Genomic DNA, 14,314 nt, shown 5'->3' with positions numbered 1-14,314 from the left:
GGCGATTGATTAAAACTAGGAGGACTAGCTTTGACCGATTTTGAAAAAGACAAAGATACTAGCCAAGAAGCAAAAAGTTTCAAGGAGCAGATACTAGAAGAGATTAAAGAAGCTAATCGCTTGCGTCAGCTCCGAGAGGAAGAGATGTTCCGAAAAGAGCAAGAGGCTAAAGAAATTGCTCAAAAATCCTTGGAACAGCAAGAGAAAGTTACTCAGCAAAACAAAGATGCTGATTTGATTGCAGAAAAGATTAGATTGGCAGAAGAAGCTCAGAGAGCTCTCGAAGAAAATCAATTGCATTTGACTTCAGAACGTCAAAAAGTTGATGAAGCATTAGAAAGTCTAGAACAGGCTTTTACATTGCCTCACAGCAAAATAGTTGAGCCTACTGAGACTATTTTAGACGAACAAGTAGGGCAAGTCAAAGATGAGCCAAGTTATCAGCCTGATAACGAGAAGGAGTTTGTGCAATCAATGACAACTAAAAGTGTCCCTGTAGAACAATCTACTATTCCAGAAGAACCAGCAAGACCATCTAAAATAAGACGAAAACGTCAAAGAACAGATAGTCTTGCAAAGCGCATTGCTTCAGCAATCATTTCCATAGCTGTGATTTTAATCTTGGTTGGAGGTTTCTTCACCTATCGATATGTGACCAGTGCAGTTGGTCCCTTGGACAAATCATCGTCCAAATATATAACAGTAGAAATTCCTGAAGGTTCTGGCAATAAGTATATTGGACAAATCCTTGAGAAAGCTGGAGTTATTAAGGATGCGACTATCTTTAATTTTTATACCAAGTTTAAAAACTATACTAATTTTGGCAGTGGTTATTATAATCTTAAGGCAAGTATGGATTTAGATGAAATCAGTAAATTGTTGCAAAAAGGTGGAACTGATGAACCAGAACGTCCAACCCTTGGAAAAATTCTAATTACCGAGGGTTATACAATTAAGCAGATTGCGGATGCGGTGGAGACTAATACTATTGCTCAAAAAGGTGAGAAAACTTCAACACCATTTTCAAAAAATGCTTTTCTGAAACTAGTTAAGGATGAGACATTCATTGCTAAGATGGTAGCTAAGTACCCAAATCTATTTGCAAGTCTTCCGAGTGCTGATCAGGTAACATATCGTTTAGAAGGATATCTTTTCCCAGCAACATACAATTATTATGAGGATACAACGCTTGAGGATTTAGTTGAACAAATGATTTCAACGACAGATTCTTATTTATCATCTTACTATGATACAATTGCAAGCAAGGGAATGACCGTTAATGAAGTGCTTACATTAGCATCTCTCGTTGAAAAAGAAGGTTCAACAGATGAGGATCGTCGAAATATTGCTAGTGTATTTTATAATCGTCTCAATGCTAATATGCCATTGCAAAGTAACATTGCAATCCTGTATGCAATGGGTAAACTTGGAGAAAAGACCAGCTTAGCAGAAGATGCAGCTATTGACACAACGATTGATTCGCCGTATAATATTTATACTAATACTGGCTTAATGCCTGGTCCAGTTGATAGTCCTAGTCTATCAGCTATTGAAGCGACTATTAACCCAGCTTCAACTGACTATCTTTACTTTGTGGCAGATGTTAAAACTGGAGCAGTTTACTACTCCGAAACGTTTGAAGAACATCAAGCCAATGTTGAGAAATATATCAATAGTCAATTAAATCAGTAAATTGTATGTAAGCATGGTGTCAGCCTAGGCATCATGCTTACGTTTATAGTGGAGTCAATACTTCAACTTAAATATATTTAGGAAAGAGAATAAAAATGGCAGAAAAAACTTATGTAATGACACTTGCTGAAAAAGCACAACTTGAAAAGGAACTTGAAGATTATAAACTTGTTCGTCGTCCAGAAGTTGTTGAGCGTATTAAAATTGCTCGTTCATATGGAGATCTTTCAGAAAACTCTGAGTATGAGGCTGCAAAAGATGAACAAGCCTTTGTTGAGGGACAAATTCAAATTTTGGAAACAAAAATTCGCTATGCAGAGATTATTGATAGCGATGCTGTTGCAAAAGATGAAGTTGCGATTGGAAAGACAGTTCTTGTTCAAGAAATTGGTACAAGTGATAAAGACACATATCATATCGTTGGTGCAGCAGGAGCAGATATTTTCTCAGGAAAGATTTCCAATGAAAGTCCAATCGCTCAGGCTCTTATCGGAAAGAAAACAGGCGATATTGCTACAATTGAATCCCCCGCAGGTAGCTATGATGTGAAAATCCTAAGCGTTGAAAAAACAGCGTAAAAACTATCAATGAAGTCAGCTATCACTATTTTTTGAGTATGATTTCAAAATGATGATGCAGGTCCCATAATTTCGTAATGAGTAAATCTGTCCATTGCAAAATTATTGGGGTCTTTTTGATGCACCATAGGGTCTAAAACAAAATTTAGAACCTGTATTCAACCGAAATCAAAAATAGCAATCTCCCATTTATTCACGAGTTATACCTTTTTAACATAACAAAAGATTTCATCAATCGTGTAATTATCCATTTTTAATATATTCAATTACTATCAGATAGCGATTTTTAGTCAGTATTAGCAAGTATTTCTTGAAAATATAGTAGGGTAGGTGCCAGAGATGAGGATCTTAGTTAAAGACGGTAATCAAAAAGACACTCCGTTTGCTAGAATGTTTACCTAGCAAATGGAGTGTCGTCTTTTTATAATATATTAACGTTTACGTTGTTTGCCTGCGTTGCGGCGTTTGTTTGATTTGGTAGAAATCGCCGATTGAGTTTGTTGGTTATTTGTTTGTGTTGCATCTTTGCGAGCTTTGGTAGATTTGTAAGCTTTGGGTGGATTTTTTTCAAATTCAGCAGCAATTTTTTTACGAAGACGCGGTTTAATGACATACATGGTAATCAATTGTTGGAAAATTGAGAAGAAGCCTCCGACCAACCAATAAAGACCGACTCCTGCTGGAAGATTGATAGACATAAAAATCATCATTAATGGAGTTACATACATCATTGACTTCATTTGTGCTTTTTGTTCTTCAGGAACACCGTACATAGACAACCATGATTGACCAAAATAGAGAACTGCAATGATAGCTGTTAAAGCGAGACTGCGCTCACCAAGATTCATCCCTAAAAATGTACTTTCGGAAACGCCATCTGTAAAGCGGGCAGCATAATACATAGCAGTGAAGAAGGGCATTTGGATGATAAGTGGTAAACATCCAATACCACCAAATGGACTTACACCATTTTCTTTTTGAGCGGCCATTAGTTCGGTTTGGGCAGCTAATTTTTCTTCTTGTGTAGAGGCGTTGCGCATGCGCTCGTTGATAGGTTCAAAGATTGGTTTTAAGTAGGCCATTTTTTCAGATTGGTAGCTGGCTTTCCAAGATTGGTACAAGCCCAGCGGCAAAATGAGAAAACGAACAATAATAGTTACTAAGATAACTGCGATACCAAAACCAAGTCCGAGATCGTTAGCAAAATACTGGATAACAGCTCCCATAGGTTTGACGAGGAGGTTATAAACCCAACCATCACCAGTTGGTACGATTTGCCCATTCTTTTTGGTTGTCTGAACACAACCTGCTAAGAATAAGAGCATTGACAAGCTTAGTCCTGAAAGCAGGACACGATTAAGTTTCTTTTTCAATGGTAAATATTCCTTTAAATTTAATAATACCTTACTATTTTACTGTTTTTTAGCAAAATATACAATAGTTCTAGAGACTGATTTTAATTAGCCATACGAAAATCACTATAATCGTCAAAAGATCCCATCTTGACATCGACATAGGTCACCTTTGCCCATTTTGATGGCCCTTTGCGGATTTCTTGAATGAATTTGGCCATCTTAGCAGCATCATTTGACTGCGCTAAAATTTCTACAGTACCATCATCATTATTCCAGACACGTCCATAAATATCGCCTAGTTCAAGTGCTAACGCATAGGTTGAATAACGAAAACCAACGCCTTGAACACGTCCAGAGACAATTAAATGCACTTTTTTCATGCAAATCCCTCCAATATGTTATAATATTCCTATGACTATTATAACCTCAAAATCAAACAATCTCATCAAAAAAACAAAAAAACTTTTACAAAAAAAGTATCGACAAGAATCGTATCTTATTGAGGGGTGGCATTTATTCGAAGAGGCTCAAAATTCTGGTGAGACTTTTCTTCATATTTTTGTTCTTGAGGAAATGGCGGAGCGACTTCCAAATGTCACTAATGTAACTCTTGTGACCAATGATGTCCTCAAAGAGTTGACAGATTCTCCAACACCTCAGGGAATCGTTGCCGAAGTTACTATGCCACATCGTGAATTAGAAGAGTTACAAGCGGGGCGTTATTTGGTTCTTGAGGATATTCAAGATCCCGGAAATCTTGGTACTATGATTAGGACGGCTGATGCGGCTGGTCTTGATGGCGTCATTATTTCAAACAAGTCTGCAGATATTTACAATCAAAAAACCTTACGCTCTATGCAAGGTAGTCATTTTCACTTGCCTATTTGGCGGACGGATGTTATCAGAGCTTGCCAACAATTACAGATAGTAGGTGTGCCTGTCATGGCGACGACTCTTTCTCAGCAGTCTGTGGATTTTAGAGTGATTCAAAATCCCTCCCATTTTGCTCTTGTTATGGGAAATGAAGGACAAGGGATTTCTAAGGAGATGGCTGAGCTTGCTGATGATTTGCTACACATCACTATGCCAGGGAAGGCAGAGAGTTTAAATGTTGCTGTTGCTACGGGTATTGTTCTTTTCAGCTTAATTTAAGTTACTATGTTATAATGGTAGTATAAGAGGTGACTTGTATGAAAAAATATGAACAAGATCAAGAATTTATGAAATATGTGGGGCATTTAATTGACCACCCACGCTTTCAACGTTTGGATGGAATTATACAGCACCAACATTCTACGCGAATGGAGCACTCTATAAATGTCGCCTACACCAGTTTTCGGATTGCTAGAAAACTAGGGTGGGATTCTAAGTCAACAGCTCGTGGTGGTCTTTTGCATGACTTTTTCTACTATGACTGGCGAGTGACCAAATTTAATAAGGGACATGCTTGGGTTCATCCTAGAATTGCTGTGCGTAACGCAAGAAAACTGATTGATTTAAATAAAAAAGAAGAAGACATCATCCTCAAACACATGTGGGGAGCTACCATAGCACCGCCGCGTTACAAGGAAGGTTATATTGTTACGATGGTTGACAAGTATTGGGCGGTCAAAGAGGCTGCTAGACCTTTACGGAAAATTTTTTCGAAGCCAAGACGCTTCAGCCGTAAGATTCTACACAGTGATCACTAATTACGTATACAAGGGAGTTCCGCTTTAGTTTCTATTTATTTTTAAGGAGATATGATGAACGATAATCTTATTTACACAGAAGCAGACAGTGGTTTAAACCGCTTCTTTGCTAAAATTTATGGCCTGGTTGGAATGGGGATTGGCTTGTCAGCCTTCGTTTCCTACCTCATGCTTTATATTTTTACGGATAACATGTTAGGAATCATGATAAATTCCCCTATGATTTACTATGGTGCGATTTTATTAGAATTGGTGCTTGTTTTCGTCGCTTCCGGTTCGGCAAGAAAAAATTCGCCGTTGGCCTTACCTTTGTTTTTAACTTACTCAGCTCTAAATGGCTTCACGCTCAGCTTTGTGATTCTTTCTTATGCCAGAACAACGGTCTTTCAAGCCTTTCTGACATCGGTGGTAGTCTTTTTGGTTATGGCGGTCTTAGGTGTGGTGACTAAAAAGGATTTGTCAGGTTTAGCTAAAGCATTCTTTGCGGCAATTATTGGTATTATTGTGGCAAGTCTAATCAACATGTTTATTGGTTCAGGAACCATGAGTTATATCATTAGTATTGTATCCGTTTTAATTTTCTCAGGTCTCATTGCTTATGATAATCAGATGATTAAACGTGTTTACGATGCTACTGGTGGTAATGTTGGAGATGGCTGGGCTATTTCTATGGCGCTCAGTCTCTACCTTGATTTTATCAACTTGTTCTTAAATATCTTACGTTTATTTGCGAGAAATGATTGATGAGAGTTGGCTTTTTGCCAACTTTTTTCTGTATTTTTTGCAATAGCAGTGCTTTATGTTATAATAGTTTTAATATTTTGAATTTTTGAGGATAGACTATGAAAACACCCTTTATTTCAACAGCAGATTTAGATAAGATAACGGAACAATTTCCGACACCTTTCCATCTTTATGATGAAAAAGGTATTCGTGAGAAAGCGCGTGCAGTTAACAAAGCCTTCGCATGGAACCAAGGCTTTAAAGAATATTTTGCGGTCAAAGCAACACCGAATCCTACTATCTTGAAGATTTTACAAGAGGAAGGGTGCGGTGTGGATTGTGCGACAGAGGTTGAACTATTGATGGCGCATAAATTGGGCTTCACTGATATTATGTTTTCGTCTAATGATACACCTGAGCGTGAGTATGCCTACGCAAAGGAAATTGGAGCAACTATTAATCTTGATGCTTACGAGATGATTGATTTTATCAAGGACAAGGTTGGTCTTCCTGATACCATTTCTCTTCGTTACAACCCTGGTGGTGTTTTTGCTCTAGGAACGGATATTATGGACAATCCGGAAGAGTCAAAATTTGGCATGACACATGATCAACTTATTCAAGGGTTTAAGGACTTGAAAGAAGCTGGTGTCAAAAGATTTGGGATTCATTCTTTCTTGGCCTCTAACACGGTGACCAATGATTATTATCCAACTTTGGCAAAACAATTATTTGAATTAGCTGTTGAAATCAAGGAAAAGACCGATGTTGAACTCAGTTTTATCAACCTTTCAGGCGGTATCGGCGTTAATTACCTTCCTAACCAAGAGCCTAATGATATTGCTGTTATCGGTGAAGGTGTGCATCACGTTTTTGATGAGGTTTTGGTGCCAGCTGGACTCGGTCATATCAGTATTTACACTGAGCTAGGACGCTTTATGTTGGCTCCTCATGGTCTTTTGGTAACAAAGGTTTTACACCGCAAAAAAACTTACAGAGATTACATTGGTGTAGATGCATCAGCGGTCAATTTGCTGCGGCCTGCTATGTATGGGTCTTACCATCACATCACTAATATGACTAATCCAAGTGGAAAGGTTGAAGTCGTTGATGTGGTTGGTTCACTATGTGAAAATAACGATAAATTCGCCAAGCAGCGTGAATTGCCTGAAGCACGTGTTGGAGATACTTTAGTTATCCACGATGCAGGTGCTCATGGATTTTCAATGGGCTATAATTATAATGGTCGCCTGCGTTCGGCGGAAATTCTCTTCCAAGAAGATGGCTCGGCTCGCTTGATTCGCCGTGCTGAAACACCGGAAGATTATTTCGCAACCTTGTATGGCTTTGGTTTTGAGAAATAAAGTTTTGGAGCAATAATATACTCGAAACAGAGATTGATAATGTTACTGTGCTATTGCTATTGATGCGCGTTGAAAACGGTCTCTTTGACGCATTGAGTTATGATATTTATTAATTAGTATTTACTCAAAGTTAATTGACTAAAAAAGGAAAAATTGCAAAGTTATGAAACTCTCTACTCTAGTGAGTAAATGAGTTTCTTTTTGTTTTATCTGTTCTTAAAGGTCTTACTATTTTCTTTGAAAAGCTACTGGAGTTTGTAAAGCTAACACTTTTTTGCTATAATATAGAACGTAATAAAACTTAGGAGAATTAAAGAATTATGCCAACTTTTGTATGGATTTTATTGATTATTGTAGCTCTTGGTGCTGGCCTTGTCGGAGGTGCATATATTGCTCGTAAGCAAATTGAGAAAGAACTCGGCGAACACCCACGATTAACCCCAGATGCTCTTCGTGAAATGATGAGTCAAATGGGTCAAAAGCCAAATGAAGCTAAGATTCAACAAACCTACCGTAATATTATTAAACATTCTAAAGAAGCTGCAAAGGCTAAGAAAAAATAGTTTTAGTCTAAATCAATTAGAAAAGACTGTTTTGATGGTGATTAAAAGCAGTCAGCAAACTAGATTCTTGAGCAAAAAGGCTCAAAAAAGAAGAACTCAGTTGGCTCACCAACTGAGTTTTTAAGTGTTCTACGTTCTATTTAGGAAGAAAATTTATGGATAATAGACCAATTGGTTTTTTAGATTCAGGTGTTGGTGGGCTGACAGTTGTGAAGGAGTTGATGCGACAATTACCCTTTGAGGAAATTGTGTACATTGGTGATTCCGCTAGGGCTCCTTATGGACCAAGACCAGCCGAACAAATTCGTGAATACACTTGGGAACTGGTTAATTTTCTACTGACCAAAAACGTTAAGATGATAGTCTTTGCCTGTAATACAGCAACAGCTGTTGCTTGGGAGGAAGTCAAAGAGAAACTGGATATTCCTGTTTTAGGAGTGATTTTGCCTGGATCTAGTGCGGCAATTAAGTCTACTCTGACTGGAAATATTGGTATTATTGGAACTCCGATGACCATTAGCTCAGATATTTATCGGCAGAAGATTATGGCTTTGGCACCTCAGATGGAGGTTAAAAGTTTATCCTGTCCTAAATTTGCGCCACTGGTGGAATCCAATCAAATCAATTCAAGCATTGCTAAAAAAGTAGTCTACGAAAGTTTGGCACCTTTGGTCGGTAGGGTTGATACACTTGTTTTAGGATGTACACATTACCCACTTTTGCGACCAATTATTCAAAATGTCATGGGACCTAAAGTAAAATTAATTGATAGTGGTGCCGAGTGTGTACGTGATATTTCTGTTTTATTGAATTATTTTCAAATTAATCGTAGTAGAGCTGTTGAGATGAAGGAACACTGTTTTTACACAACGGCCAACCCTGAAAGCTTTAAGCAAATTGCTGTTAATTGGCTAGGTCGGGATCTGAGTGTTGAACACATTGAACTGAGTGATTAGAAGAGGTATGAATGAGCGAAAAAATTTACGAATACAGAGATGAACAGAACTGGTTTATCGGAAAAGCTAATTTTGCCAATCTAATTAGCAGTTTCGGAGAAATAGGGAGAGAGCAAGAAGTCTTTCAGATCGGTCATCTCTTAAATCAACTTATCCCTGGGAACTATGATGATGAAAATTATAACCAGTGTGTCAGTATTGAAGTTATCAAATTACAATCAGACTTTAGGCTTTTTCAGTTTGCCTGTGAGGTATTGAATAAATTAAACAATCGTCAGTTCAAGGTTTTTCAACACCAAGGGGCTATTCTGGTAAAAGAAGGAGAACAACTTTTACTGGTACACTTGCCAGAGAGTGGGGTGTTATTAAAAGACTTTTTTGGAAGTGGCGGCATTGATGAGATTGGGGACACTATCTTGATTGCAACGCGCAATGAAGGTAAAACCAAAGAGTTTCGAAAGATGTTTGCAGCTCTAGGCATCAAGGTTGAAAATCTTAATGACTATCCAGACTTGCCCGAAGTGGCAGAAACGGGAGTTACTTTTGAGGAAAACGCTCGTCTAAAAGCTGAAACGATTTCTGAATTGACTGGTAAAATGGTCTTATCTGATGATTCAGGACTCAAAGTTGATGCTTTGGGTGGATTGCCGGGGGTCTGGTCTGCTCGCTTTTCTGGACCAGACGCAACTGATGAAAAAAATAATGCTAAACTATTGCATGAGTTGGCCATGGTTTTTGACAAGGAAAAGCGTTCTGCTCAGTTCCATACAACATTAGTTGTAGCAGCGCCGGGCAAGGAAAGCTTGGTAGTTGATGCTGATTGGGCAGGCTACATTGCTACAGAGCCTAAAGGTAAAAATGGTTTTGGCTATGACCCACTGTTTATTGTTGGGGAAACGGGTCATCATGCTGCGGAGTTAACAGCAGAAGAAAAAAATGAGCTCTCCCATCGTGGTCAAGCGGTCAAGAAATTGATGGAGGTATTTCCAAAATGGCAAGCACAAGAATAGTTGTGATGAGTGATTCACATGGTGACCGAGAAATTGTTAAAAATATCAAGGAACGTTATCTGGGGAAAGTAGATGCTATTTTTCATAATGGTGATTCTGAATTGTCTAGTTCAGATCCAATTTGGGAAGGTATCCATGTAGTGGCAGGAAATTGTGACTATGACTCAGGCTATCCAAATAGTTTGGTTGTCCACTTACCAAATGCAACCATTGCTCAAACACATGGTCACCTTTATCACATTAATTTTATGTGGGATAGGCTGGATTTGTTTGCTCAGGAAGCACAGGCAGATATTTGTCTTTATGGGCACCTTCACCGGGCAGCAGCTTGGAAAGAAGGAAATATCGTTTTTGTTAATCCTGGTAGTGTTCTACAGCCTCGTGGAGAAATCAACGAAAAACTCTATGCTCTGGTAGAGATAACCACTGATAGTATCAAAGTTGACTATTACACACGTGACCACAAACTTTTTCCAGCTATTTCAAAGGATTTTTCACGATGATTGCAAAAGAATTTGAACAATTTTTATTAAGCCACCTTGATTCTTATCTTATTCCTGCTGATGATTTAGCAATTTTTATTGATACACACAATGCTGAACATGTTATGCTACTTTTGGCTAATAATGGTTATTCGCGAGTGCCAGTCATTACCAAAGATAAGAAGTATGTTGGGACTATCAGTATCTCAGATATCCTTTCTTATCAATCTAAACATCATTTAGCAGATTGGGAAATGACTTCTATGGATATTGGATGTATGGTCAACGATAAAATCGAAACCCTTCCTATTGAGGCAACTCTGACAGAAACAATGCACAAATTGGTGGAATACCCATTTCTTCCTGTTGTTGATAAAGATAATATTTTCATTGGTATTATTACGCGTAAATCAATTTTGAAAGCCGTAAATAGCCTTTTACATGATTTTACCGACGATTATGAGATAAGGTCAAAACATGATTGAGTGGATAGACGCCTTTGTAGCCAGTAAGGAGTTGTCAGAAAATAGCAGAGCAGCCTATTTTTATGACCTTCAACAATTTGCGACGACAGTTTGCGATACCATCACCCGAGAAAAGCTGGCGCTTTATGAACAGTCGCTGACTAAACTCAAGGTTTCTGTCAAGAAACGCAAGTTGTCAGCAGTCAATCAATTTTTATTCTTTCTTTATGAGACTGGTAGAATTGACACCTTTTTTAAGCTGAAGAATAGCGAGAAACTAGTCGCTCAAGTAGTCAAAGAAAATTTGATTGATAGAAGTTTATTTTACCAAGAAACAAAATATATCTCAGGTCAACTGATTGCTCTACTAATCTTAGAATTAGGCCTAGTACCAAATGAACTTAAGGAAATCAAGTTGATTAATCTTGACCTTGATTTTGCTATTTTACGCTTGGGGAAGAGTGGTAGCGTTCGCGTTTTGGAAATTCCACATCAGCTTCTACCTTATTTAGAACGTGCTGTCTCTTCTGATCAGATTTATCTGTTTGATAAGAATGGCAAATCTTACTCACGACAGTGGTTTTTTCAACGGCTTAAAGATTTTTTGGCTGAGATAGGCTTAACAACTTTGACAGCTAAAGATCTGCGTCAGCAATTTATTCTAAAGCAAAAGGAAGACGGGAAAAGCATAAGCCAGGTTAGTCGGCTTCTAGGTCTGAAAAGTCCAATAACGCTGGAGAAGTATTATAAGAATGGATATTAAATTAAAAGATTTTGAAGGACCTCTGGATTTACTGCTTCACTTAGTATCCAAATACCAGATGGATATTTATGATGTTCCCATTGTGGAGGTGATAGAGCAGTACTTGACTTATATTTCAACCTTACAAGCTATGAAGTTAGAGGTGGCAGGTGAGTATATGCTTATGGCCAGTCAGCTTATGCTGATAAAAAGCCGAAAACTTTTGCCTAAGGTAGTAGAAGAGCAGGCAGATGAAGAGGATCTTGAGCAAGTTTTGATTTCACAAATCGAGGAATATCGTCGTTTCAAGGTTCTGAGTGAAGAGATGACACTCCAGCACGAAGAGAGAGCCAAGTTTTATTCGAAGCCAAAGCAAGAATTGATTTTTGAAAATGCGGTGCTGAATCAGGACAAGACTACCATGGATCTTTTTCTCGCTTTTTCAAAGCTTATGGCAGATAAGAAAGAGTCCTTTCGGTGCAATCATACGGTTATTGAGCGTGATGATTTTCGGATTGAGGATATGATGAGTAGCATACAGCAGCGTTTGGCAGTTCAGCCAGTATTGACCTTGACTACTGTTTTTGAAGAATGTCAGTCTGTTCAAGAAATGCTGACACTTTTTCTAGCGACTCTGGAACTGATAAAAATTCATGAGGCTGTAGTTGAACAAGATGAAAATTTTGGGGATATTATTTTAACCAAACCTACCGAGTAGATGGAGAAGCATGATATGAATTATTTAGCCCAAGTTGAAGCATTGCTTTTTGTAGCGGGTGAGGATGGCTTGAGTTTGCGCCAGTTGGCTAGTCTATTAAATCTTACCCCCACAGCTCTTCAGCAACAGTTGGAAAAATTGTCGCAAAAATACCAAGAAGATGATAGTTCCAGTCTTTGTCTTTTGGAAACATCAAATACTTATAAGTTGGTAACAAAAGAAGTTTTTGCAGACTTGTTGCGTGATTTTGCCAAGGCACCAGTTAATCAAAGTTTATCGCGTGCCAGCACAGAAGTTTTGTCTATTATTGCCTACAAGCAACCCATCACACGAATTGAGGTTGATGATATTCGAGGTGTTAATTCAACTTCTGCTATTAGTAAACTTATGGCATTGGGTTTGATTACAGAAGCTGGGAAGAAAGAGGTTATTGGTCGACCAAATTTATATGCAACGACTGATTATTTCTTGGATTTTATGGGTATCAATGATTTGGCAGAACTTGTTGATGTTTCTGATGTGGAAATTGGTGAAGAAGAGATGACACTATTCAACACCACTGAGATTCCAGAAGAAGAGAAAAATGAGTAATTTACCTCTGCCATTTTCATAGCACACTTTGTTGTATATTAGGATAACCAGTGATCCACTGCTATATCCTAGGGAACTATATCAAAAAACACGGACGTGAGTCCGCGAGGAGAAGAAAATGAGAATAAATAAATACATTGCGCATGCTGGTGTTGCCAGCCGCCGTAAAGCTGAAGAACTTATCAAAAAAGGTCTTGTGACCATCAATGGTCAGGTTGTTAGAGAATTGGCGACAATTGTCAAAGCTGGTGATCTTGTTGAAGTAGAAGGAACACCGATTTACAATGAGGAGAAAGTCTATTATCTTCTCAATAAGCCGCGAGGTGTGATTTCATCAGTATCTGATGAGAAAGGGCGCAAAACTGTTATTGACCTTCTACCTCAAGTAAAGGAGCGGATTTATCCTGTCGGGAGACTTGACTGGGACACATCTGGTTTGTTAATTTTAACCAATGATGGGGATTTCACTGATAAGATGATTCATCCTCGAAATGAGATTGACAAGGTTTATCTGGCGCGTGTTAAAGGTATAGCGACAAAGGAGAATCTTCGTCCATTGACTAGAGGCCTTGTTATTGATGGCAAGAAAACTAAGCCAGCACGTTATAATATTATCAAAGTTGAGCCAGAAAAGAACCGCTCTGTCGTTGAATTGACTATTCATGAAGGTCGCAATCATCAGGTTAAAAAAATGTTTGAAAGTGTAGGACTATTGGTGGACAAGTTATCTCGCATTCGTTTCGGGAATCTGGATTTGACAGGTCTACGTCCAGGTGAATCACGCAGGCTTAATAAAAAAGAAATTAGTCAATTGCATAACATGGCTATTAATAAGGTTAAATGATAAAAAAGCTTTTGATAGCACCTGTTCGCTTTTATCAAAAATTCATATCTCCAGCCTTTCCACCATCCTGTCGCTACAAACCGACTTGCTCGGCTTACATGATCGAAGCTATTGAAAAACATGGGGCCAAAGGTGTCCTTATGGGAATTGCCCGTATTCTTCGCTGTCATCCGCTTGTTGAAGGAGGAGAAGACCCTGTTCCAGACCATTTTAGTTTACATAGAAATCGCAACGACTGACACATAAAAATCCCCTCAAGTTATTGATATACTCCCCTTATAGTGGACAGTGAAAAAACAAAAATTTTCACTAGAAACTATAAAGGGAGTTTTATTATGTCCAAAAGAAGTCCAAAGTCTGTCTCTGAGAAACTAGAAATTGTTCTACTCCACTTGGAAGCTGGGAAATCACTTAGCTGGTTAGCTAGGCACCATGGTGTGTTTAAAGACACCCTATCGAACTGGGTTCGGAAGTACAAAGAATCTGGTATTGAGGGGCTAGAGGAAAGCCGTCGCTGGATGAAGTATAGTAAGGAACTAAA

General features: G+C 38.4%; 19 protein-coding genes. 17 read left to right on the top strand and 2 right to left on the bottom strand.

All coding sequences use genetic code 11. The features are described from left to right. The first annotated feature begins 30 nt into the window (after positions 1-30). Entirely contained in the window at positions 31-1,692 is a 1,662-nt protein-coding gene (gene mltG / locus A3I7_RS0109135) for an endolytic transglycosylase MltG (RefSeq protein WP_018376484.1), read from the top strand. Positions 1,693-1,787: 95 nt separating this feature from the next. Further along, on the top strand, positions 1,788-2,270 hold the full coding sequence (gene greA / locus A3I7_RS0109130) for a transcription elongation factor GreA (RefSeq protein ID WP_018376483.1): 483 nt from the start codon (positions 1,788-1,790) through the stop codon (positions 2,268-2,270). Between the two features lie 431 nt (positions 2,271-2,701). On the opposite strand, the gene yidC is transcribed toward greA, so the two are convergent. Both yidC and A3I7_RS0109120 read right to left on the bottom strand, forming a co-directional pair. Further along, positions 2,702-3,643, bottom strand: coding sequence for a membrane protein insertase YidC (gene yidC, locus A3I7_RS0109125; RefSeq protein ID WP_018376482.1), 942 nt, complete (start codon positions 3,641-3,643; stop codon positions 2,702-2,704). Between the two features lie 83 nt (positions 3,644-3,726). Beyond that, positions 3,727-4,005: an acylphosphatase gene (locus tag A3I7_RS0109120; protein WP_018376481.1), complete on the bottom strand. Its 279-nt coding sequence runs from the start codon at positions 4,003-4,005 to the stop codon at positions 3,727-3,729. Positions 4,006-4,036: 31 nt separating this feature from the next. Here A3I7_RS0109120 and A3I7_RS0109115 point away from each other — a divergent pair, with 31 nt between their 5' ends. The 15 genes from A3I7_RS0109115 to A3I7_RS0109045 form a co-directional block, all read left to right on the top strand. Continuing rightward, positions 4,037-4,777 carry a TrmH family RNA methyltransferase gene (locus tag A3I7_RS0109115; protein WP_026217212.1) on the top strand — a complete coding sequence of 247 codons (741 nt, stop codon included), beginning with the start codon at positions 4,037-4,039 and terminating at the stop codon, positions 4,775-4,777. 38 nt (positions 4,778-4,815) lie between these two features. Beyond that, positions 4,816-5,316, top strand: coding sequence for an HD domain-containing protein (locus A3I7_RS0109110; RefSeq protein ID WP_018376479.1), 501 nt, complete (start codon positions 4,816-4,818; stop codon positions 5,314-5,316). Positions 5,317-5,370: 54 nt separating this feature from the next. Next, complete coding sequence (locus A3I7_RS0109105) at positions 5,371-6,060, top strand: Bax inhibitor-1/YccA family protein (RefSeq protein ID WP_018376478.1); 690 nt, start codon at positions 5,371-5,373, stop codon at positions 6,058-6,060. 98 nt (positions 6,061-6,158) lie between these two features. Next, the gene (locus A3I7_RS0109100; protein ID WP_018376477.1) at positions 6,159-7,403 is read left to right on the top strand and encodes a diaminopimelate decarboxylase; all 1,245 of its coding nucleotides are present in this window, start codon (positions 6,159-6,161) and stop codon (positions 7,401-7,403) included. A 320-nt stretch (positions 7,404-7,723) separates the two neighbouring features. After that, entirely contained in the window at positions 7,724-7,966 is a 243-nt protein-coding gene (locus tag A3I7_RS0109095; protein ID WP_018376476.1) for a YneF family protein, read from the top strand. A gap of 155 nt (positions 7,967-8,121) precedes the next feature. Next, complete coding sequence (gene racE, locus A3I7_RS0109090; RefSeq protein ID WP_018376475.1) at positions 8,122-8,922, top strand: glutamate racemase; 801 nt, start codon at positions 8,122-8,124, stop codon at positions 8,920-8,922. Positions 8,923-8,933: 11 nt separating this feature from the next. Next, positions 8,934-9,932 (top strand): nucleoside-triphosphate diphosphatase, encoded by a 999-nt coding sequence (locus tag A3I7_RS0109085; RefSeq protein WP_018376474.1) that lies wholly within the window; start codon positions 8,934-8,936, stop codon positions 9,930-9,932. Further along, the gene (locus A3I7_RS0109080) at positions 9,914-10,435 is read left to right on the top strand and encodes a metallophosphoesterase (protein ID WP_018376473.1); all 522 of its coding nucleotides are present in this window, start codon (positions 9,914-9,916) and stop codon (positions 10,433-10,435) included. Before A3I7_RS0109085 ends, A3I7_RS0109080 begins: the two co-directional genes overlap by 19 nt. Beyond that, positions 10,432-10,899 (top strand): cyclic-di-AMP-binding protein CbpB, encoded by a 468-nt coding sequence (cbpB, locus tag A3I7_RS0109075; protein ID WP_018376472.1) that lies wholly within the window; start codon positions 10,432-10,434, stop codon positions 10,897-10,899. The genes A3I7_RS0109080 and cbpB overlap by 4 nt, the downstream gene beginning before the upstream one ends. After that, entirely contained in the window at positions 10,892-11,641 is a 750-nt protein-coding gene (gene xerD, locus A3I7_RS0109070; protein ID WP_018376471.1) for a site-specific tyrosine recombinase XerD, read from the top strand. Before cbpB ends, xerD begins: the two co-directional genes overlap by 8 nt. Further along, positions 11,631-12,338 carry a segregation/condensation protein A gene (locus tag A3I7_RS0109065; RefSeq protein ID WP_018376470.1) on the top strand — a complete coding sequence of 236 codons (708 nt, stop codon included), beginning with the start codon at positions 11,631-11,633 and terminating at the stop codon, positions 12,336-12,338. The genes xerD and A3I7_RS0109065 overlap by 11 nt, the downstream gene beginning before the upstream one ends. Positions 12,339-12,353: 15 nt before the next feature. Next, positions 12,354-12,929: an SMC-Scp complex subunit ScpB gene (gene scpB, locus A3I7_RS0109060; RefSeq protein WP_018376469.1), complete on the top strand. Its 576-nt coding sequence runs from the start codon at positions 12,354-12,356 to the stop codon at positions 12,927-12,929. 118 nt (positions 12,930-13,047) lie between these two features. Continuing rightward, positions 13,048-13,773 carry a pseudouridine synthase gene (locus tag A3I7_RS0109055; protein WP_018376468.1) on the top strand — a complete coding sequence of 242 codons (726 nt, stop codon included), beginning with the start codon at positions 13,048-13,050 and terminating at the stop codon, positions 13,771-13,773. Continuing rightward, a complete protein-coding gene (yidD, locus tag A3I7_RS0109050) occupies positions 13,770-14,012 on the top strand; it encodes a membrane protein insertion efficiency factor YidD (RefSeq protein WP_018376467.1) in 243 nt (80 codons plus the stop codon). The genes A3I7_RS0109055 and yidD overlap by 4 nt, the downstream gene beginning before the upstream one ends. Before the next feature lie 96 nt (positions 14,013-14,108). Beyond that, on the top strand, positions 14,109-14,314 hold a 206-nt coding region (locus A3I7_RS0109045), incomplete at its 3' end, for a helix-turn-helix domain-containing protein (RefSeq protein ID WP_018376159.1).

Origin of the sequence: Streptococcus orisratti DSM 15617, assembly GCF_000380105.1 — a bacterium.
GTDB classification, from domain to species: domain Bacteria; phylum Bacillota; class Bacilli; order Lactobacillales; family Streptococcaceae; genus Streptococcus; species Streptococcus orisratti.
The sequence above is the reverse complement of the archived record's forward strand: the minus strand, read 5'-3'. Positions and strand labels throughout refer to the sequence as shown.